The following is a 24,084-nucleotide window of genomic DNA, read 5'->3' as shown; positions in this document are numbered from 1 at the left end:
TGGCTATACTTGTTTGACATCATGTCACAAGTTTCCGCCTTCGTGGCGCACAATCATCAGCATAGACCACCAGACCTGCATATCCCTTTAACATCGGCGTTACCACCTCTCTGAACCACCATATCAGCACATAGTGCATATAGATACAGGAAATTATCGGAGAGCAGACGGAACCTTGTCCACTTCCTTCCTCTGTTGCTTCAAATTCATAGTTATTCATAATTCCTGCTTTCAGCATTCGTCTGACAAGGCGGATGATATTCGGGTCTTTGATCCTTGATTCTATAAAACGCACAATCCATTCATGGTCAAGATGCTGGAAGAATCCTTTTATATCCGCATCCAGAACATAATTCGTCGGTTTCCTTTCCAGCATTATGTTTAGTTTGCGGATTGCTTTATGGCAGCCCCTGTTGGGTCTGAATCCCATCATCTCATCATAAAACATTGGCTCGAATACTGCTTCCAGTATCCTGCGCAGTGCTTCCTGTACCAGCTTGTCTTCATAACAGTAGATACTAAGTGGCCGCATCTTCCCATTGTCCTTTGGTATTTCTACCAGTCTTGCTGGTTTAGGCTTATAGGATTTCTTCTTCAGACTTTCTATAAGGGCTTCTAGATTTTCTTCCAGATTTCTTCCGTATTCTTCTTTGGTAACTCCATCTATTCCTACGGCTTTCGTTCCATCCATCTGGACATGACAGTTCTCAAGCATCTCCTTATTGATAAGATGCCCCAGTGATGTAAAGACCATATCTGGGTTTTCTTTTGATAATTGTGATATTCTCGCCAATTTCGTTTCCATTAGTTCCCCTATCTCTGTGTATAGCTAATGTTTCCTCTTTGATATAGTTTCGCAGGCCAGAACTGCGAGGCACAGTTCTCTCTCGACTTCCCTCCAGTATTTATTTTGTTCATACCTTCACCGGTACTGTTCGGGCCTCCGACTACCTGCACTTCGTTTGTCTTTCTTCTTTTGGTTGGCGGACATACTTTTCATTTACACACTCTGAAAAGAAAATGCAGGTCCTCTCCAGTTGACATATAGTCCCTGTCTGACATGAATAGTTTCAACAACACCGCAGAGGCATGCAAAATCTCACCATAACGATAAGTGCATATATTGTCTTCCACCCTGACCACGGTGTCGACCCTCTGATACTTTGGGATTTCGGTGCTCCATAGCTATCCCTGCTATCTTGCTGTCTACGCTTAGCCTGCACGTTACCGTAACAGACTCAAGACTCGCTTCAAATGCTGTGGTTAACAGCTTATTTGATGGGACTTCCACCCACCGGACTATATACCCTTTGCTGGACGCACGGTCAGACCCTTACAGTTCTTTACCAATTTATAGAATTTTCAGTAATCTTTTATTGATTGGTTATTTTATTTATCCACTGATTAGGTGGTCAGATTCTTATGAGCTAATACTCATATCATTTAGAAAACTTGAAATATATTTTACTCTTTTTCATTAACATATAATTGTATTAATTCATTAATCGTCTCTCTATTTGCCCAAAATGTTCTTTTAGTAATTTGTAAACCATTAGTAAACTCAAAAGTATCTTCAGAATTTGCAGCTTTAGGTCTAACATGGAATCCTTTTTTCTCACTTGACTTAGGAAAAAGATTATCATCCCCCTTTTCAAATGCTTCAACAGTTTCATTATATACCATTTCAGCTTTAGCATTTTCTGAAACAAATGAAAAATCTTTTATGAAAGTAATTGAACATATATCTTTTTTCCCTGACTTATTTTCTATGAAATCTAAAACAAATACAGGAATTTTTTTATTTATTTCTTTTGAAAAAAGTGAATTTTCATATTTAATATAACCATCTTTTATTACATTTCTATCTTTTTGATATAACTCTGAAAAAGTAGCATTCGCAAATGGAAATGCTTCTTTTGGAAAAAATTGTTGCTTTTTATTACTATATCTTTTTATCACTCTAAAATATGGAATATCTTGTCCCTCTTGCTTAAAAAAATCTTCTATTTCTTTAGCGTAAGCATATGGTGAAACATCATGTTCAACTAAAAATTGTTTCAATTTTTTTTCAATATCATTATTCCAAATTATATCTTTAGACATAATCTTTCTTCTAGCCATATAATACTTAAATAATTCATCATTTTTAAATGACTCTACTTTTAAATTCTTATCAATGCTTTCTAAGCTCTGTACAAAATTTCCATATAAGACATATATATATTCATCATCTAGTTCTTCCACTTTCTCATTTATCACATAACTTAAAAAGTAATTCTTTCCATAACTATTTATTATATTATATTTATTATACAAAATATTTCTTTTTTCTTTTGAATTTCTCCACCAAACATCCAAAATATCTATAATTTCCAAACATTCAATTATGCTATCTCCTTTGTTTTTTAAATTTTGTAAAGCCTCATTTAATATACTTTCTATTTTACTTTTTTTTAAATTTTTACTCTCTCCTGGTCTTTTATCTACCAATAAATACCGTTTTACAAACTCTATAACTGAAAAACCTTCCCCGTTATATTCTTCTTCACCACGTTTTAAAATTTTCATTCCTGCTTTCATCAAATATGCATTAATTTGATGTACAGTTATATCATCTGCTATTATATCTTCTTGATAAATAGGAATCTGAGTATTCAATCCATATGTTATAGGGCGAACATCTTCCAATTTACCTTCTATACAAATCGTTTTTAACACAATTTCCTTGCATACTACCTCTAAAATTTCCGCAATCTGGTTTTCTTTAATAGTACATACTTCCTTTAATTTTTTCGGCAAATTATGCTTTAAATCATCACATTCTTCAAAAAAATGAGTAAGAGTCTGGGCTCCATTTATCACACTCACTTTTAAAGGATTAAGTTTTATCCTATCTCCCACTCTATCAATTTTCTGATCATATGCATATATTGTAATTCCATTATGATAAAACCAGAATTGTTTAGGTCTATTATTTGAAATTTGCTCATCGTTTTCATCAATTTCTAATATCTCTTGTAATTGCTTAAAGCATCTTTTTAATTCATCTTTTTCTTTCAAATGCTGATATATGCCTATACACAAATACTTTCTAAACTGTCTACGCAAATCCTTTCCTATTGGATTTTTTTTAAGTCCATTTCGGACATTCATTTTAAATAATGTAGTGCCCGTTACATTAAACAGCTTTTTCAGATTATACATTGATACGTTATATACGTATCCTTCTAATTCACTATCCGCTCTATATTCCAAGTAATTAATTCCATCATCAACCTCTATATCTATGTATTCTTTTAAATTTGTATAAAACGAGATACTCTTTGTAAAATATCGATTAAGCAAACTTCTTTCTTGAGCTTTTAATATCTCACTATCATATATCTCCCAATATTTTTGACGTTCATCGTCCCAATCTTTAAAAACTAAAACTTGTGTCGATATCCCATCATCTTTTTCCAATATTTCATGATATTTTTGTAAATTAAACTTACTTTCACTGCAATTATAAATGCTATAGCGCTCTTCATTTCCGTCTTTATTGATTCCATTTATAAAAATAATAGGAATGTCTTTCACTTTTTGTTCTACTTCTATCGTTTCAACATCGAGCTCTACCAATTTTATAATTTTATAAATTATTTCTTCTAAATCCATTCTTTCTCCTTAGTATAATTTAGTTAGAATAAAAAAATGTTTCTCAATCTCGTCTATATATTTCTGCTTTTCCTCTTTTTCTATTTCAAGAAAGTTCACATAAGAAATCAAATCATCTTTTTCTTTACGTAACTTTCTTAATAAAATGTCCCCCTTCACACTTTGCTTGTTTCTAAAAACTTCTATTTCAAATTTAATCCGTTCAAAACATGTATCAATTTCATCATGAACAGATACTTTTCTTTCTTTATATCTTTCATTATACAAAATATCTTTTACTAGCTTTGCACGTGTACTTTTTTCTGGAAATAAAGTTGCTTCTCGTATACTAAATAATTTATTTAGTTCCTCACAAATTTGTTTTTTATCTTCCGCATAAATAAAAACTTCTTCATAATAAACTGAATTTATCGGAATATACTCTTTTCCTGGAAAAAAGATGAATCCACCAGATTGTGCTTGTATCCTATCATTCGAATAACTATGAGTGATAACCTTGAAATTTTTAGAATATGTAATATTATCCTTATCATTCATAAGATTATTATAAAATGCTTCTAAATATGCAGAATGAGGTGAATAATGCTCTGGAAAACAAAACACATAAACTCGTCCATCTTTATCTAATTCATTTGGATTAGAACATGCAAAATATAGTGCCGGTAAAATACTAAATGTTATATCTAACATTCTGCTAATCGCAACATAATGTTGTGATTCAATAGCTTTATCAATAATTCTAGTCTTTTTCGAATCTAACACATTATAATCACTCATAAGCTCAAAAATATATGATTCTTTATTTATCATATCAGGTTCTCTAAAAATTGATGGCATTAATTTTGTTTTTCCGAAATCTCTAGGTTCCCCTCTAAATGCTATCAAAGTTTTTTCGTCAGTATAGCTTTTTTGACTTTCTTCTAAATTTTCCATCTTGTCTCTAATTTCTTTAATATACTGAACCAAATTTTTTTTCATTTTTTCTCCTAACAAAACAATATCAAAAATATATTCTCTACTTATAAGCACCATCTATTTTATGCTAGCATCCGCTCATATCTTTTCTTTAATTCTGATAACTTTATTCATTATCAAATATTTTTTCCAATGTCTTTTCCATATCAGATATTAAATTAACAACTAACGCATTTCCCATCATAAAACGGCGTTTACGCAAAGGCATTTCTACAGTTTCTCCATTAACCAGACAATATTTTGTATGGTCAGTAGGAAATCCCTGAATTCTTTCTGTTTCCGTAGCAGTAAGTAATCTTATCTTTCCGGTTTCTTTATCTTTTACAATATGAGTTGTTCTGCTAAAACCACCCTCTGATGTCAGCATTGTTCGAGCAGGTTTGTCCTCTTGATCAATCATAGAAATCGCTCCCTCGGAGAAAACGTATTCATGACCATTAGCACTTGTACGTAACAATTTTTTTGCCCCTTTAAGATACTGCCAAGTTTGCCTGCTTTCTTTTGGAAGTTTATTTTCAATTTCATTACTATGTGTAATATCCGGATTAGTATAATACAATTTTTCCTCAGGAATAAAATACTGCTCATCAACTCTTCCTGTTTCCATAACATCTCCCAATGTTATCTGTTTTCCATGATAATATGGAATAGTTTTTAATGTATAAATGGTTCCATCTTTCATTATTCCTGAGTTTTCGAATGAACAATTAAATTTTTCAGATACTTCACCTACTTCTATCGGTAATTCTTTCATAACCATTTTAGCATTCTCTGCTTTATTTACCGGAAATGTTTTTGCAAAAAAACCATCTTTTAAAATCACCTTTTCCATTTTACAAGCTTTTTCAGCGTTTTCAAAAGCATCATCATATTCCGCCTTTTTTAATACATCTTTCGCATATTTAGTATCATTTTTGTATCCAAAAATAAAAATTCTACGACGTCTTTGTTGATACCCATATTCTGCTGCATTTATCACTCGCCATTCTACTGTATATCCTTCATCTCGAAAGCAGGCAAGAATGACTCCAAAATCTCTCCCTCTTTGCTTAGCAGGTGATTTTAATAAACGATCTACATTTTCCAGTAATACAAATGGAGGTTTTTTCGCCTCAAGAGTCTCTCGAATCGACCACCATAAAATTCCTTTCTTTCCCTCAAGACCTTTAGAAGTCGCCAATGAAGATGCTACTGAATAATCCTGACAAGGAAAACCTCCTACCAACAAATTAAAATCTGGAATTGTTGTTTTATCTACATCTTCAATGTTATAATTTGTTGTATCTTTCCCGTTTTTATCTAACCGTGTTCCAAAATGATATACGTAACAATCGTGAGCATATTGTGTACTTTTTTCTGCCGGTTCCCACTGACTAAACCAAACAGTATCCCATTTTTCTTCTTTATTAAAATCCTCTAATGTTTTTATATTATTAAGTCCACATCTAAATCCGCCAACTCCCGCAAACAATTCGCAAACTGTTTTTTTCACTTCTTTATACCTCTTCTATATTTTATAGTAGAACAATCGTTCTGTTGTTATATAATATCGCATTTTTTAGTTCTTGTAAAGATCCTTAAAAACATAATTTTAAAATTATTTTATGTATCATCTTTCCAACTTATATTGCGCGTCTTATCTATATTTCATCCTCTATGTCACCTAATTTAATATCAAATATCGTCTCTTCAACTACTTTAATACATTGTTCTGTATTTCTCAAAATATCTTTTCCCCAAAAATGTATAACTGTCCATCCCATATAATTTAATTTTTGGTCTTTTTCTTCATCTCTTTGAATATTTCTCTGTATTTTCTTCACCCAATAATCTGAATTTTTTCCTTTCTCTAATTTAGGCTTTAAAACTTCCCAATCCTTTCCATGAAAAAATTCGCTATCACAAAAAATAGCAATCCGATATTTAGTCAAAACAATATCTGGTCTTCCCGGCAAATCTTTGCAATTTTTTCGATAACGATATCCTTTTTCCCATAAAGCTTTTCGAAGAACGATTTCTATACTTGTATCCTTTCCTCGTATCTTACTCATATTTTTATGACTTTTTTCTGTCACTTCTCCATGAAACCGCGGTTCTTTCTCTAGCATCTAACATTCACCTATAAACTTTTTTACAATATTTACCCTCTCAAATTTCCGGTGTCTGATTTAGCTCATTAACTACAGCCAATCCTTTTATCCATACATATTGTGGTAACATACATATTCCATTTACACATTCCGTTTTATGTACCAACGCAGAATCTTGTCCAGAGCCTCTCAGAAACACATCATTATCACTTCCTTTTAAAAAATTGGGTGCCGTACTTATCTCTCCATTTTTTAAAAATACAATAGAACCATTTTTACTCTTTTGCACTACATCTATTAATTTATGGTTTTTAATTTTATCCCGAGTATCTTCCCACAATTTCTTAACCGTTGTATTTATGAATTCTTCTGAAAATACAATCCTTTTAAATCCTACAAAAATGTTCGATGCCAACAATTTTGATGAATCTTTTTTTGTATCATTAGGTGTCGATTCTTTAAATATAATACATAGCAATTCATGATCAGCAAAGTATCCATACATATCAGAATCTTCAAACATAATCTGACGTTTATCTCCATTATCGTCAATAATAGTATCTCTAAGCATTTCTTCAAAATCTACATGATACAATTTCATATCTTCAGTCCGACCACCGTTAGATGTGAATGTTATCGTTTTACCAATAAGGCCAAACTTTTCAAATAAGGCAATCTGATTTAATTTTTTCGCCTTTCCGCCAAACATTGAAACAACTATTTTTTCAGCGATTCCTTTTTGTTCCAAATCCTTTTCTTCTTTAACTTCTAAACCAAGTGTCCTACTAAGTTGTCTAATACTTTTACCCGCATATTTATCTGTTAACTCTTTACATTTAGCATCAATATCCGAAACAGACATATATTTCCCTGGTAACTGTTCTAAATCATACCCAAAATGTTTTGCAATAATGGATGACACCATCGGTTTTTTTAATCGAAATCTTGGAGGAAACTTGGGTGCTAAATCAATATAACTTAATACTCTTCTCAACTGTGTATGTACATCAATATATTCTTTTTTTACAGCTGCTTTCCATTCCTTATTTTTCTCTCCTGGATGATGCGATATAATCTCTTTACATAATGAACGCACATTTTCCCAATCATTTTTCAATATTTCTATATCCTCATTTGAAAATTCGTGGAACTCATAACCAACCATCTGAAAATCTTTGTAGTCATAAGCTGAAACTGCATGTTTCGCAGAATAATGGTAATATATAATAAGCATATGTTCCAGTTTCTCCCAAAAATGGGATGTTTCAAATTCTTGTTCTGCAAGATCATATACTCCCACCGCAGTAATAGACATAGGTTCCTTTGCAATATAGTGTTTTTTAGGTGCTTTTTGAATTAACAATCCTGTTGTTTTAAGTTCAGTTTTTATATATTTGTCCCCTTCAACAATAATTAAGTCTGCTTCTTGTCTTGAATCATGTGGATATTCAAAAATGCACTGTTCTACAACAGCACCCGCTATCCCCTTTTGAAGATTGATGTCTTGCACATGTTCAAACATACCTTTATTATCAATCATTTCAAAAGTTTTTCCTAAATAAGATTCTAACCTATTAATCAATGCCTCTTTTTCATAAATATGTTCCGCCATAAAATATACCATCCTTCATTTTAAGCATTTCTTTTATTATATATAATATTCTTTAATTTTCATATCGTATATCTTTTAATTCTATTCCTACTTAGATAATATTTTTTATATATTATATACACATACATTTTCATAGGCAAATTTTTCTTAATTTCATTTCAACTATATCATGATATCAAAACTAATATTCCGCAACTATTGCACCATATTACTTCAAAAAAATCATAATAATTATTTTAACTACAATGACAGAAAACATATTATGAATCAAATGTTCATCACTATTTATTCCCATCATATTTACTATTAACCTTATATGGGGAATTAAATCAACCGAATGGTTTAGAATACTCCCAGATATGCAATTTTAGTTTAACAAACGTCAATTCTACTGTCAACAGCTATCATCAAAATTTCTTTTAATATGATTGACAAAAAATGTCACAAACCACACTATCAGTTTGTGACATCTTCTCCCATTTTAAATTTTATAGCTTATCCTACACTTACTTGATTGCATTTTCCAAATTATTGTAATAAACCATCAGTCTTCTAGTATTTTCACTTTCAACTGAACATAGCCATTTTTCTATATTAAAAGAATTTATCGCATTATTTCTCAATATACTAGCTATATCTGCCGCAGTAACAATTAAAATCGGATGCCCATCTTCCACTACTTCAGAATATGCCTGACTATCAACAAAACCAGTTGTTATCATAATACCAAATTGACGATATTTAATTCTGGAAATCAACCTTGACATTTCTCGAACTCCAACGCCTCTATTAATCCCATAACATTTCGCCTCAAGCGCACAATCAATAACCAAGGGTTGATTTACTTTTCCTCCAGCACTAATAGAATATCTACCTATAGCATCTCGCCCTCCATCCCTCCAAGGTCGTGTTAATGAAAAATCGATAAAATTAGAATCCATTTTACTAATAATATTAACTGCACATTCTTCAAATCCTTGCGGAAATTTTTTGTAATGATTTCTTATAATTTCTACACATTTTCTTCCTTCTTCATCACTAGAGCCTAACTGTTCATATCTTGTCGGAAGTTTAAAAATACGTGACGCTTTTAGTGGTTCAATTCCATTTCTGCCTTCTTTAACAAATTTTTTCCATGCATCTGGCGCATACTTTATACTATTTTTATGATCATAAATGAGCATCTTAATCCACTCTTTCATGATAGGTTTACTTCCTGTATTTAATACAGTAAAATATGCCTCATAATTTTGAAATCGTTTTTCTTTAACAGTTCGCCAAAAAGCCACTAAATCTTTATCCGGTGATATTTTCGGATTTCCGGGTGCTGCAAGCCCTAAAAATTGAACATCTCGTCCCGTTCCTGTTTTCTTAAATATAAAAAATGGTGGAATATCGTTTAAATAGACACCTTCATTTAATAATGCGAAAGTAGTTTCTAAAATCAAATTTCCCTTTTTCTTTGTATCGGTCAAAGCCCTACCAGGTTCTCTGTTATCACCGTAATACCGAAATATCCCTGTTTCCTCATCTAAAAAATCAGGCCATTCTAATTCTTCCATTGATGTATATAAAACTATATATGCATACTTTCTAGAACCATCTTCTCTTAATTTTTTCCTAAATCCCCCTGAGTTCTCACACCCAGGAATCAATTTATGAAATGGTTCGGCTGAAATATTTGGAGTTTTACCGCCTTTATAAATACAATCTACAATTAAATCAGCCTCAGATAAATTTTCAAATTCTATTTCCATAATCTTTTATAAATCTTTCTATAATCATTTTGAACATCCATAGTAACTGAACGCAAACATTCCGACCTTTATTACACGTTTCTAAAGTAATCTTATTATTTTGACATCTATACTACCGTCTCCATATACAATAAAAGTAACTTTTTAAGTAAGTGCTTACTATAAAACCAATATAATCAGTTCCAAGTTCCATTGTTATTACTCAAGCACCATAGAAACTCACCTCATTGTTAAGCGCACAAGAATTAGAATACACTGTTACCCCAAGACTGATATTAGATTCTCTGTGCTGTTTGTATATAAAGCAAATAATGTTTCTGTTTACATTAATTTGCAAAAAAGTTTGCTTTCTATTATGCTTCTGTTTATTTTAATTGTGTGAATCTCACAATGTATCAGAACTATCAAAATTCCTGTAGTTTATAAAGACTTCGATACTTTCTACTTCACACTTTCAAAATTTAATATCATAATTATTCAATTTTTCTGCATCAATTAAATAGATTAATTCTTTAATAGCTTTAGCCTACTAATTCTTTTCTTTGGGTATCATATCGTCGTTTTATTTGCTTTTTGTATTCTCCTTTATTCATATTCAAAAGTAGACTTTTTTGTCCAGAAAGTTTAATCTGAGTTTCTGTAATTAAATCAAGTAACATCTCATCCATATATGCATCTTTTCCAAAATACCATATATTATAATAAAATCCTAATTTTACTAATATCAGCTTAAGAATATCTGGAGATGTTTCCTCTTCAATATAATTCATCAGAAACGTTTTAACGGACCCATTTCCAATATCACAAAATAAAAAAGATAACATAAATCTTGTAAACTTTCTATCTTTATAGGCCTGAATAAGTTCTGAAATTACAATTTCTAGTTTAGGTGAACCAACATTATTTGCTATATTAAATTGAATAGCAATAGGCAGAACTATTTTTATCAACTCTAATGTATCTTGTTTCATTTTTTCATATTCTTCATCTGTCAAGTTCGGATATTTTCCCTTTATTTCATCTGGTAAATCCTCTTTCGTCTTACTGGTTAAATATGCTGCAAATTCTTTCATTATTAACCCAAACTGAAAATTCATCCCTAGAATATAATTTTCAAGGTGAATCTTTTTCTGCTCCTTATCAACTATTTCAGCATTTTTAATGACATTACCATATATCAATAATAAATCCATAAAAGATTCACTTTCTTCTACAGAATTAATCTTACTTATTTTCATGGGTGAATGCTCTTGGTCAAAGGTTTTTAACTCTGTTAATTCATCCACTTCTTCTATTGAATATCGATTATTTATTATTGCTTCTTTAAATGTATCCTTTTTTATATCAAATTCAAGATTTATACTTAGTTTTTCTATCTCATCCAATATATCCATATTTTCTAAAATAGTAGAAGTTATTTCATCGTTTAAGCTATTTAATAGTTTTGAGCAGTCCGGAATAATTCCTGAATAAAATGACAATTCATGTATAAAATTAGATCTATTGCCCTTTGCCGTCATTAATTCATATAATGTCGGTTCACTAATTGCATATGAAGCAAGGCAATATTCCATAATACTTGTATTACTAAAATAAACACATGTACCATTAATACATAATATATTTTTTTCAAAAAATATTACATCAAATTTGGATTCTGATTTTTTGAATCCTTTTTTATCATGATATTTATCAACTAAATTATTAAATTCATCAATCGAAAAAAAATATTCATCCTTTTGACACATTGCATAAGCTAAATATCCTAAAAAATGTTGTTTTACATCATAGTCATATTTACTTCTTTGAAAATCTTCTGCAGAAAATTTATCTAAAACTGTTTCTAAATAAGTTCGCATGACTTTTCCTTCATTAACCGGAACAAAATTCCTATCAACATCCCATATAGTCATAAATACAGCAATATTAAATGGCGTCATTGCAAAATGAATATTACTACAATATGTTACAATCCTCTGGGTCATTTCGTTCGCATTAAATCCAGATTTTCCCTCTCCCCATTTAGTAACCATTTCTCTTACTTGACGTCTTCCGAAATATTCCAAATATACTGATTTGTATTCGGCACCAAACTGTGGTAATTCTTTTAATGTATATGTTTGATAAAACTTTTCTTCACATGAAAAAATAAAACGATTATCAGGAAAAGCTCTTACAAAATTTTGAATCCACAAACAATGATCAACGTTTGAAATATTTATATTATCAAAAAGACAAATAAGTTTCCCATTTAATAGCATATTACGTATTTGATTTTTTGTAATTGACATATCAGATGATATATTATTAAACACAAAATTCTGACAAGCCAAAAAAATTCTGTCTTTCCCTTTATTTAATTTCATCATATCAATATATACTGGAATATATTTGCTTTCAATACATGCATGAAAAATACCAAATCTTTGTAATATTGTTGTTTTACCAGACTCTTTTTTTCCAATAAATAAAATATTATCCTCACTTTGTATTAAATCCTTTAACTGAATTGGAACTTCTCTTTTCTCTCCTTTTCTGACAAGTTCTGAACGTTCATATTCTGATTTTTCAAAAATTATCGGTTCTACAAAAAAATCGCCAATTTTATCCGGAGAATAACTATCAATATTTTTTAACATAGCATACTTCTCTGTAGCTTCTTCATAATATTTTTTCAATTGTAATTTCAAATCATATTCTATCAATTTTGATTCATCATAAGCAGTAAGCTGATATTCTACCTTTCCATTTTTATTTATTCTCAACGCTTTATCAAATTCTTCTCTCGGAGATTTTAAATATTCTCGAGAATAAATACTACAAGTACTTAAATTCATGTCAATGTTCAAAATAGAATACCCAGAATAGTAATTATCTATCGGATATAATTTACCAGATGTATTATATATTGTTTTGTATCTTTGTGTACAAATTTGTTTATCTTCTAAATCATGAACATGGCCCCGTAAAATCAAATCAAAATAATTAAATTTCCTTTCTATATTCGTCATTTCTAAATCAGATACCCAATCAAGAGGATGGTGCATTAAACAAATTTTTAAATCAGTATCTTTTATATTATCATATAAAACCCCAACTTGATGCTCACCAATAAGCATTTTTCCTCTTTCTTCCGAACCAGCTCCCGTTGAGCGCCATGCTGAATCAAGTCCTACAATCCCTACACTAATACCATTAATATTTTTTATAATCGAATATCCTAAATTCCAGCTTTCCGCATCTGGAATATACTCTTTATACATATAATCATAAAAATATTGTAATCTACTTTTATACTCATCTTGCATATCAAAAATAGTTTCGTCTATTTCTTCTAGCGAAGAGATTGCGGCTAAACCAGCCTCTGTTCTTTTTGCAATTTTTCTTCTATCCACTTCATGATTTCCTGGTACAAGGATAAATTCCTTTTTCGTTAAACTTACAGCTTTTAGCAAAGGTTGAATAAAATGTTCTTCTGCCAACTGTATCTGCATTTCTTTTTCATATGCCATATCCCCTCTTCCAATTAAATCACCAGCAAAACAAATCAAATCTATATTGATATTATTTTCATCCTTGACTTTTTCAATATCTTTAATTAATTTATCCACCAGTTTACAACTTTATAAATGATAGACTTGTTGATGAATCAGCTGTTTTAAGGCCTTTGTCATGGCATTTGATTTTATATGTGTTTCGATATTTTTCACGAAAGTGGCAAAAAATATCTGACTGCGAATGCCCTGACTTAATTCAAAACAAAACTCCTGTACGCTTTTTGTACGGTACTCAGAAAAATGTTCGTTCTGATAGGGCAGAATCTTCATGGCACAGTAACTGATGTTAATCAGATTGACCAGCATTTCAATCCCTTTGCAGCTTCGCACCATATAGTTACAAAAAGACCAGAACGTTTTCTGTTCATAGTAGCTTGTTTCAATATTCCAGCGTAACGAATATAGCAACAGTGGAATGTATTTCATACGGTCATTTCCGGTCTGGTTCAATGGTGCTTTTTCCTGCCATGCACAGAAAATCTGCAGATCTTCCGGGAAAATGGTACTGAAAAACAGTCGTTTTGTACCATGTTCTTTTTCTGTGGCAGTGACATAGGCAAGGACTTCCCTATTGCCAAAGATCTTAGCGAGAACCCGGCGGACACCGGTATAATAATCACCAATCTTTTCATTGGAAAACGTAAAATCTGTTTCAACAGAAAGATGTTTTCCATGTTTGGCAGGACGTCCCCGACGACCGGTCTGTGCAGGTGCAAGATCATACATGACAGAATCAATCCTTGCATTGCCAATCAGATCCAGATTCGGATATTCATCAACGATGGATACCAGATTCTGTTTTGTATACCAGCTGTCACAAAGGATGATGACATGATCTTTGCTGTGAAATTCAGGCATAACCTGCCGGATCATGGAGGCTGCCAGTTCCAGTTTAGATTCTTTTTTCTGCCACATACGATAACCAAGAGGAACGGAAAGATAAGATACTTTATCCCTATTCCAGACAGGTACGCAGAGCATGACACTCACAAAGCAGTGTCCATTCAGATAGTTGGAACCGTTGTGTGCGGCATGGTCAAACAGTTTTGAAACGTTTTCAAATTTTGTGCCAAATTTAGATACCATCGTATCATCCACGCACAGAAATACAGGCTGCGTCTGCAATGAATCCGGTATCAGCTTCAAAGTAATCCTGACAGTGGTATTCATAAATCTGGAATAATCAACCTTTGCATAGGAACATGCATAATAAAATACATTCAGTGATTTCTCCGTTATTCCAGATAAAAAATGCTGATACAGAAACCGGATGGAATGTGCAGATTCTAAGGTCAGTATGGATAATATCAGCAGAAATAAGGTATCTACTGTCGGAACAGAAAAAGTTTCAAAATAAATCAAAAAATATTGATGAAGTCTACCAATCAGTGTTTTTTCGTTGTATAATGTTTTTGTCGTACAGGGTCACTTTCCTTTGTAATGTTTTGGGTCAAATTCATTATACATCAGAAAGTCCTGTACGATATTTTTTTATGAAAAAGTTGTAAAGTGGTGTTTATCTACTAACAAATCAATTTCTGATATCGAAAAAGCATTAATATGTACATCTGAAATATGCAAAATTCCAAGTTTCTTCATTTGGTATATCCTCCTTCTTAAATACTATTTCTTTTGTATACATAATTTTCTGTTTCCATACGCATCTCTCCATCACTGTAAAAGAGCGGTCATTTGTTCTTTATATCGTCTCCGATAATAGTCCATTGCCCTATACTCAATTACATCTTTCATCTGTTCTACTAATACTGGATTCTTTATGATTTCTTTCATTTCATCCCTTAATGCCAGCGCTGAATCTTCCTTTTTCACAAAGAAACCTTTTCCTGATTTCACTAAGAAGTTCACCGGCATATTGATAATCTTTTTAATATGATCTTTATCCGAAATTTTGCAATACTGCTCATATGTAATCCCTGTATCCAGATCTTTCCAGTTTGTTCCTGTAGAAAAGAATTCTTTCCAGCTTGCCAGAAACTCTGTCTCTGTCACTTCCATTCTTACATCACCATGATTATAGAAAGCCATCAGTACTGGCATTTTATATACTTTGGTCATATTGGTGCTTTCCAGCAGTTTTACAAACTCTTTTCCTATTCCCTGGCAGAAACTTTTTTGTTCATCTGTTAGCTCATTTAATTCATTCAGGTATTCTAGATACTTCTTAAATGGATTTTCATTTGAATGTGTAATAGCCATCTGATAAACATCATCGTCCATATATGTAAATAAATCCATTCTGGATGGTTGTTTGCCTAGTAATTCTTTTACTCTGAAATATTCATTTCTAATCTGTTCTTTGATGGTCTGTTGTTTCTTGTCCATTTCTGCAAACAGGTCAATTAGTTTCATATCAAAGTCAACAAAACAATCATCAGGATAATTCGTTTTATCTGCTGGAGAATAGGTTTGTTTCTCTGCTTTACTTTTTCCTGTCAGTAAGTATCTGACTCTTCCTGCCTTTTCGTAATTGCCGATGAAGTCCAGGACATTGAGATATTCTTTTCCTTTACTTCTCCGCAATCCTCTTCCAAGTTGCTGCAGGAATACTATTGGAGATTCCGTCGGACGGAGAAACATTACCATATCTACAGAGGGAATATCTACGCCTTCGTTGAACATATCCACCGAAAAGACGACTTTGATTTTTCCACTTTCCAATTTCTCAATTGCTTCTGTTCTGTCCATGGAGAATTCTCCATTTGCATTACTGTAAACTGCTGCTGATGGGATTCCTCTTCTGCTGAATTCCTTTGCCATTTCTTCTGCATGTTTTCTGGAACAGCAGAAGCCTAATGCCTGTTTTGAACCATATTTACAGTAATATTTGTAAATCAGATCATGTCTGTAAGCATTTCCTATGTATGTTTTGTTCAGTTCTTCTTCCGCATATTTTCCTCTGACTATATGCAGTTTGGTATAGTCTGTCTCGTCGTAGATTCCGTAATAGTGAAATGGAACCAGCATTCCTTTACTGATGCCATCTTTTAATGAAATCTCATACGGCACATTATAATTACAGATTTCATATATATTTTTGCCATCCATTCTCTCAGGTGTTGCTGTCAGTCCGAGGAGAAATTGAGGTTTAAAATACTCTACGATTTTTCTGTATTGATCATTGACTGCATGATGAAATTCATCAATCACTACGTAGTCGAAGTAATCCGGTACAAAGTATTTTTCATTCAGATATTCTGATTTTCCAAGAGTTGCTACGGAAGCAAAGATAACGGATTTATCCGTACATTTCTCATCTCCTGTAAAGAATCCATAGTCCTCTGAATTTCTTACATTTCGGAAGGAATCTGCTGCCTGTTTCAGAATTTTCTCTCTATGTGCCACAAATAAAACCTTTTCATATGGTTTGGAATCAAATGCTGCCAGATAAGTTTTTCCGATGCCCGTTGCAGCCTGGATGAGTCCTTTCTTTGCTCCTTCTGCTCTTGTATCTTCCAATGCACAAAGAGCTTCAATCTGTGCGCCTCTTGGCTCATACATTCGTTTTATTTTTGTGTTTTCTGCTTCCTGTTCAAAGTCATATTTATCAAGGTCTTTTGCCACTGCAGGACGGTGCCAGTTCTGGGAATATCGTTTTAATTCTTTATCATCAATTATGATGGAATGGTTCTCAAATAAGTCTTCAAATGTATGAAAAAATTCAGCATAGTTTTCCGGATCTTTTTTTCTGCTGAAACGGTAGTTCCATTCTATTCCTGAAGTCAGCGCACTTCTTGAAATATTGGATGATCCAATGTAAAGTTCACTATGGTCTGCATAATGGAATATATAAGACTTTGGATGAAAAGAACGGTCTTTTTCGCAATAAAATCTAAGATCAGCTCTATCACCTAGTTTTCTTTTAATCAGATATAGTGCAGACGGCTGGGTGATTCCGAGATAATTTCCTGTCAGGATTCGGATTTTGGCTCCGCGTTTCAGGGTGTTTTCCAGTTCCTGAAGAAGCATTTTTACTCCGGATTCCATGAGGAATGAGACAATGATATCAACACTTTCTGCTTTCTTCATGCTCTGGATTAACTGATAATACAGTTGTCTTCTTTTATCAGAGCCGCCGGTCATGGCATCTGTGGAGTATTCGTTTTCATATCCGATGTTCATTTTTTCTGCATAATTAAGTTCAGCCATTTTTCCTCACCTCTTCCCGGTCGGACATCTCCTGTAATCCAGTGTTCTTTTATTTGCAGATTGTGTATCTCCTGTACAAAATCCGCAAATGTGTCTATTGTAAAATCTGTAAAGTATCGTCCGTTTCGCTCTCCTTCATACTCTCCATATTTGAAAGAAGTATAAATCCATCCACCAGGTTTTAACGCTACGAGCATTTTCTTAAGAACCTCTTTCAGTTCTTTTTTCGGTAAATGAAGAATGGAAGCACAAGCCCATATGCCATCGTATTTTTCATTCACTTCCAGTTCCTGAAATAACATCTGTCTGACTTTGATTCCGGTATATTTGCTTGCAATCTGGCATAACTGTTCGGAACCGTCTATTGCCTCTACCAGATAACCCTGGTCTAAAAAATATTTCGTGTCCCTTCCTGCGCCGCAGCCAAAATCGAGTATATATGCTCCCGGATTAAGCTTTTGCAAAAATTTGTCCTGTATTTCTGTAAACTCTACGGAAACAGTTCCAGATGCAAAGGACTGTGCATTTTCGTTATAGTAGTTTAAGGTCTTATCCATCATATTTACCCTTACCCAATTCTCAAATGTCTGTTAAACACCCATTTTCCTTTGTTTTATCTTTAGCATTGCATTATTATTTCTTACATTCTGAGTCACTTGATAAAGTTGACTACTTTACGTCATATTATACTCTTTTTCGACATAAACAGCAATCATTTCTGTCCAATATTGCGCGATATTATATGCCACATTTATAGCGAAACATATCTATAAAAATATCCCTAATATCTATCTGTTGATGCTAATTTCCGACGGCAATACAAAGACTTTGTTGTTTTTCTCTTTTTTGCTCAAAATAAGTCAGTAAAAATTGTCCTTAACTGGCTATTAAAAATTGTTCTATATAATCAAATATCTGAATCTGTAATAATTCTCTCGATACTGTCGAAAAACAGCCCCACAACTGAAGTTCTCTCCAATTGTGGGGCTGTTTTGATTATACAGTTATTCCTGATATACATTTTCATGCTTTCAGATATGTTTTCAAACAAAATCTAACTCTGCTAGTCGTGTCTATGTATTATCCTTATTCTGCAATTCGTTATGCTTCCGCGTCCATCTCCGCCTTAATCTCATCCTCGCAGTCTGCCATTGCCTGCAGTGTCATAGTGAGCAGCTTCTGCAGTTCCCATCCGAGTTGTTCGGCGCCTCGCTCGATGACTTCTCTGGAGCATCCTGCTGCGAAGCCTTTGCTTTTGTATTTCTTCTTGAGGGATTTGAGTTCCATGTCTTTTGTGCTTTTGGATGGTCTCATAAGTGCTGCTGCCCAGATAAGTCCTGTAAGTTCGTCCGCCGCAAAGAGTACTTTTTCCATTTCGTGTTCCGGTGCTACATCAATGGTTGCGCCACATCCTACTGTGATGCCATAGCCGTGGGATACAACTGAATGGATCACGTCTTCGCCTACGCCTGCTTCGCGGAGCATTTCCGGAGCTTTCAGACAGTGTTCTTCCGGATATAGTTCAAAGTCGATGTCGTGGAGGAGCCCTACAATTCCCCAGTATTCTGCATCTTCGCCATAACCAAGCTCATTGGCGTACCATTTCATTACTGCTTCTACAGTCAGGGCATGCTGAATGTGGAATGGATCCTTGTTGTATTTTTTTAATAATGTAAATGCCTCGTCTCGTGTTATTGTCTTCATTTGTCACTCCTCATATCTGAATTGTCAGGTGGATAAAATCATCTGCTTTACTGCTTGTTTATAACTGAATAACTGCTCTGCAGTTTATCTGTCAATCTGAATCTGGCATACTTCCATTGCTTTCAGTGCATTCTCATGGCTTTCCGGTGTTACGCCTGCGCAGCATTTAGCGTCTACGATGATTGGAACTTCCGGGAGAGATGCTTTTGCCAGAAGTGCATTGGAAATAACACAGATGTCTGTGCATAAACCTACGAATGTGATACTTTCGATTCCCTGATTTTCATCTAACATCTGTAATTCTCCTGCCAGAGTTGTGGAACCGAAAGTTTCTTTGTCAATGGGTTCTGTTTTTCTGAGTGCATCTAATTCGCTTCTGATCTGCCATCCTTCAGTGTCACGGATACAGTGCGGTACAGGAAGCTTCTTTCCTTCCTGGGTGTCGAGATAATTAGTCTCGTGAGTGTCCCTAGTAAAAAGAACAACTCCATCAAAATTTTCGATTTTCTCTTTTACGCCAGGTACAATGGCAACTGCTTCTTTTGTTCCAAGAGCTCCGTCGATGAAGTCATTCTGCATGTCTACAACTACTAATACCTTCTGCATATTTCCTTTCCTTTCGTTCTTTCTGCACATTTTTTCAGATAATGCTATAAAATCTCTGGAAACGTATGCTGTTATTATTTGTTATTACTATACAACGACAAAGTGTTTTTGTACAGGCAAAAGTGCCTGTTTTACTATAGCAATTCCATAAAGTATCAATCATCTATTTTGTAGTATATTTCTCAAATCTATACTTTTGTTTAATATCTGGATATTTGTCTCTGTCTACTTCACTCATAAACATATCATAGGGTCTGGCGCAGATTTTGAAAGGTGCGTAGAGCGCCTGGTAAATCATCAGTTTTTCACCATTTTCTGTGTGATGGGCTACTGCAAGGACTTTATAGAGATATTCGGAAGTATCCGGGGATACCCATTCTCTTTTGAAATGCTGTACAATGTCGCCTGCATGAATATCGTGTTCCGGTGTTTCTAAAGTGTTTTCATTTTCCGCACTGTCAGGTTCTTCCGGTTCTGTGTTGAGTTCCATATATTCTTCTTTATCAAGGGAAACCGGGATTCCGGAACGGCCATTGATGTGAACGCCGCCATACCAGGTGCCTGTGACCTCACAAATATCACCTACTTCGTATTCCATGCTGCAGTCATTATTTTTCTTTATGATTCTGATCTTTGCCATTTTATCATCTCCTAGCATATAGTTCTTATTTCATGCAACCAGAAAAACACTCTAACACGTTAGATTATATTCTCCAGCAAGTTCTTCATTTAAAACAACCACCTCAACACCCCATATTTTTCTGACCTTAAGCAATCTGGCTCTTAATTCTGCCAATGGCCCGGCTAGCCACGTAATATCTTCTGCGTTTTTTACAACCAGAATAAATTTTAATTTTACATCTTTCATATTGCTTACTGATTGAAGATTGTCTCCTATCTCTGACGTCTCCTGATATCTGTTCATAATCGCCGCCAGATATATCTGCAAAGATGATATAAACTTCTCAGTTATTGAACCATAATATTCTTCGAATTTCTGTTCTTTTTCTTTCGATTCATATCGATTCGCCACATTTGGACAACTTTTCTTTGCTTCCAGAAACACTATATTATTTCCATTATATTTCAGGATAAACTCAACTGTTGGGATTCCATCGCCAAGTTTTTTATAAATTTCAGATGTCTCAATATGAAATAAATCTTTTTCATCATATTTTCCAAAATTCATTCCTGATTCTGGTATAACGCTCACTTTAATGCCACCCCAATTTCTTCTCGATACAACTGACGGAATGTATCCATAATTGCATTATGTTCCAACAATTCAAATTCCGGTGCTATCTCACATAATACTTTGTTGTTTTCATTTTTATATAAAGAAATGTACTGCAGTTTACTGTCCTGTCTCCGCTTTACTTCAATATATTTAGATAAAAAATAGTCATGTGTAGAAACAAAAATCTGTACACCTTCTGTCTCCAGCATGATCAACAATTCAGCCAGCACCGGAATATATTTCGGATTGATATTTGCTTCTGGCTCGTCCCAAAACAAAACGGATCCCTTCTCCAGTGTCCCGTTTTTTATCAACTGCCATAAAAGAGCAATTTTACGTAATCCTTCTGCTACCAAATTAAATTCTAACTTTGCCTGTGTACCAGGTTTTAAATAAAAACGATCCTCATGCAATGTTACTTTCCCATTACTGATTTTCTGTAAAATATCCAGATATTTTTTCCTTACAGTTGAATCCACTCCTCTGGAAATATCAATTTTGGCAGCCGCAATAATATCCAGATACGTATCATCAAATTCCACATTTCCCATTTTTACTGCAGCATCCAGATTCCAGGCATTTGATAAAATCTCTTTTGCCGGAATAAATACGCTTGTGAGATCAGACATCTGCTTTTCCCATTTCTCTTCTGAATTAATCTCTGCATCCCATTTTCGTGTCTTGGTTGAAAATGTCATTCCTATTTTGGCAGTATCAGATTCCACAGAAACCATGGCTTTATTGCTTCCACTCTTTCCTCTGTTTACCAGACGTCCAATTCCAGACTGATCAGGACGAAATAACATTGTTGTTTTCTGCGAAAAAGACACATCATGTTTAGAAGCCTGACATGCTGCATAGGCTAATTTCATAATATGAGTCTTTCCCACACCATTTTCACCAACTAATACATTTAATCCTTCACAAAAAGGAATCTTTATATCTTCAAATACTGTAAAATTTTCTGCTGCAATCTTTGTTAATGGCATTTCCATCACCTCAATATTTCCATTTTTATAAATCAGTTCATTATATCTGTCGCACGACAATATAATATAAAGTAACTTCTATAATAATTTTATATTATAACACATATAAATATGTCAAACAGCTATTTTCTTCGATATAATATTGTAAAATCTGAAAGCTTGTAAAAGGCTATAACTATCACTTCCAGCTCTTCCAGATCTCCGGCTGATATCCTACTGTCGCCTGTTTTCCGTTTCTTACCACAGGGACTTTGATGATGCTCTGGTTTTCGAGAATTTTCTCTGCTTTGTCTTCCTCTGCGATATAAGTGATCAATGCCAGCAGGTCTTTATCCTTGCAGTCAGTATCTATCAGTTTATCATAACCGCCAATTGCCTGGCAGACAGATTGGAATTCTCCTTTACTTAAGCCTTTTTCTTTCATATCTATAAACTGATATTTAATTCCCCGTTCTTTGAAATAGCGTTCTGCTTTCTTGCTGTCAAAGTTTTTCTTTGTTCCGAATATTTGTATATTCATAGTCTAATGCTTTCTCCCATTTTTTAAGAATTATTGTTCCTGCTATATTTTCTCTTTTCCTGCCTGTTCATTTTAAATTTCCATCCATTTCACATTTTTTTCAAATTCTCACCACATATTTCTCACATTTTCCGGTTATATTATTACCTGTACAGAGCAAAGAGTAATTGCAAATAAAACTTTTTCTTTTTCATACTTTTGCCGGGAATCGATGAGGTTCCCGGCCTCCTTCTTTTATTCCGTTATTTTTTATTCCGTTAGATTTTCTTTTTAATATGGTTATAGATATTCAGTCCTTTTGTCTGTCCGTATTTGGAAATGATAGATCTGTAAATCTGCTGCTTTCTGTTTTTGTCTTCTGCATTTTTCTCCACAGTTGTTGAAACATAATTTACCACTTCCTTTGGCATGCCTGCCTTGTCGAGAACCGATATCAATTCCTGCTGTAATCTCTTTGTTCCGGCTTTCATGTCAATTATCTTTTGTTTTGGCTTTTTTGTATTCTGATTCTCTGATTGTTTGGCCGACTGCTTTTCAGGTTGTTCATTCAACTGTTTTTCTATTTTCTGATCAGTTTGTTCTGCTACCTGTTTGTCTTTTTCTTTACCGGTCTGTTTTTTTACCTGTTTTCTTGTCTGTACCTGTTTTCCGGAAATCTTCTCGTTTCTGGAAATTTTCACATTTTCTTCTGCTTTCCAGAATTCTATAATATGATCAAAGCCTGTATCCTTGCTGATTACAACAATTTTGCATTCTTCATCCTGACCTGTGCATTCTTTTCCTATCAGATATCCCAGATAAGATCCCAGATGCATATCTGCTGACTGATTTCCTGTCGGTACTTTATGTGTGACCAGTTTTGACTCTCCGTGATCATTGATAATATCAAGGTCTATTTTTCTGCTGTTATCTGTATAAAAAAGATGGATAATATCTGTTTCCCGTAATTTTTCGCATCCTTTGAAGCCTTCACTTCCTACATTTTCATAATCAATTAAATAATAAGTTTTGATAATCTTCATCCTCTCTTTATTTGTTAATGTTCACTCCGTTCACAGTAACCTTTATTTTTCTCTGCTGTATAATACTCTGTCATTTTCAGCCGGATAATTCTTTCCTATTTTAACATGCATCTTTTATCAGCACAACCACATAGTGGCAGCTTTCCTGGTTAGTATTTCCTGGTTGTCTTTCCTGTCTGTTCCAGTCAGAC

The 24,084-nt window shown here is 33.5% G+C and carries 18 protein-coding genes; all 18 read right to left on the bottom strand.

Annotation, left to right across the window (positions count from 1 at the left end):
- Positions 1-19 precede the first annotated feature (19 nt).
- On the bottom strand, positions 20-805 hold the full coding sequence (locus LI074_RS09160) for a reverse transcriptase domain-containing protein (protein WP_022380660.1): 786 nt from the start codon (positions 803-805) through the stop codon (positions 20-22).
- A 659-nt stretch (positions 806-1,464) separates the two neighbouring features.
- Positions 1,465-3,657 (bottom strand): hypothetical protein, encoded by a 2,193-nt coding sequence (locus tag LI074_RS09155; protein ID WP_179962993.1) that lies wholly within the window; start codon positions 3,655-3,657, stop codon positions 1,465-1,467.
- A gap of 9 nt (positions 3,658-3,666) precedes the next feature.
- Positions 3,667-4,635 (bottom strand): FRG domain-containing protein, encoded by a 969-nt coding sequence (locus LI074_RS09150; protein ID WP_173683050.1) that lies wholly within the window; start codon positions 4,633-4,635, stop codon positions 3,667-3,669.
- Between the two features lie 103 nt (positions 4,636-4,738).
- Positions 4,739-6,124: a DNA (cytosine-5-)-methyltransferase gene (dcm, locus tag LI074_RS09145; protein ID WP_173683049.1), complete on the bottom strand. Its 1,386-nt coding sequence runs from the start codon at positions 6,122-6,124 to the stop codon at positions 4,739-4,741.
- 148 nt (positions 6,125-6,272) lie between these two features.
- Positions 6,273-6,740 carry a very short patch repair endonuclease gene (locus LI074_RS09140; RefSeq protein ID WP_173683048.1) on the bottom strand — a complete coding sequence of 156 codons (468 nt, stop codon included), beginning with the start codon at positions 6,738-6,740 and terminating at the stop codon, positions 6,273-6,275.
- 40 nt (positions 6,741-6,780) lie between these two features.
- The gene (locus tag LI074_RS09135; protein ID WP_173697693.1) at positions 6,781-8,334 is read right to left on the bottom strand and encodes a MutH/Sau3AI family endonuclease; all 1,554 of its coding nucleotides are present in this window, start codon (positions 8,332-8,334) and stop codon (positions 6,781-6,783) included.
- A gap of 506 nt (positions 8,335-8,840) precedes the next feature.
- Positions 8,841-10,091 carry a restriction endonuclease gene (locus tag LI074_RS09130; RefSeq protein ID WP_173697692.1) on the bottom strand — a complete coding sequence of 417 codons (1,251 nt, stop codon included), beginning with the start codon at positions 10,089-10,091 and terminating at the stop codon, positions 8,841-8,843.
- Positions 10,092-10,612: 521 nt separating this feature from the next.
- A complete protein-coding gene (locus tag LI074_RS09125; protein ID WP_173697691.1) occupies positions 10,613-13,702 on the bottom strand; it encodes a metallophosphoesterase in 3,090 nt (1,029 codons plus the stop codon).
- A gap of 12 nt (positions 13,703-13,714) precedes the next feature.
- Positions 13,715-15,010 carry an IS701 family transposase gene (locus tag LI074_RS09120; protein WP_330597616.1) on the bottom strand — a complete coding sequence of 432 codons (1,296 nt, stop codon included), beginning with the start codon at positions 15,008-15,010 and terminating at the stop codon, positions 13,715-13,717.
- Positions 15,011-15,319: 309 nt separating this feature from the next.
- A complete protein-coding gene (locus tag LI074_RS09115) occupies positions 15,320-17,815 on the bottom strand; it encodes a DEAD/DEAH box helicase family protein (RefSeq protein WP_173697689.1) in 2,496 nt (831 codons plus the stop codon).
- Entirely contained in the window at positions 17,785-18,372 is a 588-nt protein-coding gene (locus LI074_RS09110; protein WP_420314064.1) for a class I SAM-dependent methyltransferase, read from the bottom strand. The genes LI074_RS09115 and LI074_RS09110 overlap by 31 nt, the downstream gene beginning before the upstream one ends.
- Positions 18,373-18,916: 544 nt before the next feature.
- Positions 18,917-19,519, bottom strand: coding sequence for an HDIG domain-containing metalloprotein (locus LI074_RS09105; protein WP_119241511.1), 603 nt, complete (start codon positions 19,517-19,519; stop codon positions 18,917-18,919).
- Between the two features lie 84 nt (positions 19,520-19,603).
- Positions 19,604-20,125, bottom strand: coding sequence for a cysteine hydrolase family protein (locus LI074_RS09100; protein ID WP_173697687.1), 522 nt, complete (start codon positions 20,123-20,125; stop codon positions 19,604-19,606).
- Between the two features lie 163 nt (positions 20,126-20,288).
- Positions 20,289-20,765, bottom strand: a complete 477-nt coding sequence (locus LI074_RS09095; protein ID WP_022381391.1) for a DUF1653 domain-containing protein — start codon at positions 20,763-20,765, stop codon at positions 20,289-20,291.
- 51 nt (positions 20,766-20,816) lie between these two features.
- Entirely contained in the window at positions 20,817-21,338 is a 522-nt protein-coding gene (locus tag LI074_RS09090; RefSeq protein ID WP_173697686.1) for a hypothetical protein, read from the bottom strand.
- Positions 21,335-22,351, bottom strand: coding sequence for an AAA family ATPase (locus tag LI074_RS09085; RefSeq protein ID WP_020994060.1), 1,017 nt, complete (start codon positions 22,349-22,351; stop codon positions 21,335-21,337). Before LI074_RS09085 ends, LI074_RS09090 begins: the two co-directional genes overlap by 4 nt.
- 178 nt (positions 22,352-22,529) lie before the next feature.
- On the bottom strand, positions 22,530-22,871 hold the full coding sequence (locus LI074_RS09080; protein WP_008704002.1) for an arsenate reductase family protein: 342 nt from the start codon (positions 22,869-22,871) through the stop codon (positions 22,530-22,532).
- A 257-nt stretch (positions 22,872-23,128) separates the two neighbouring features.
- Positions 23,129-23,893 (bottom strand): PIN domain-containing protein, encoded by a 765-nt coding sequence (locus LI074_RS09075; protein ID WP_173697685.1) that lies wholly within the window; start codon positions 23,891-23,893, stop codon positions 23,129-23,131.
- Positions 23,894-24,084: the final 191 nt, after the last annotated feature.

Origin of the sequence: Blautia sp. MSK18_10 (assembly GCF_020553185.1) — a bacterium.
Taxonomy (GTDB): domain Bacteria; phylum Bacillota; class Clostridia; order Lachnospirales; family Lachnospiraceae; genus Blautia_A; species Blautia_A wexlerae.
This window is presented reverse-complemented; position numbering and strand designations above follow the sequence as displayed.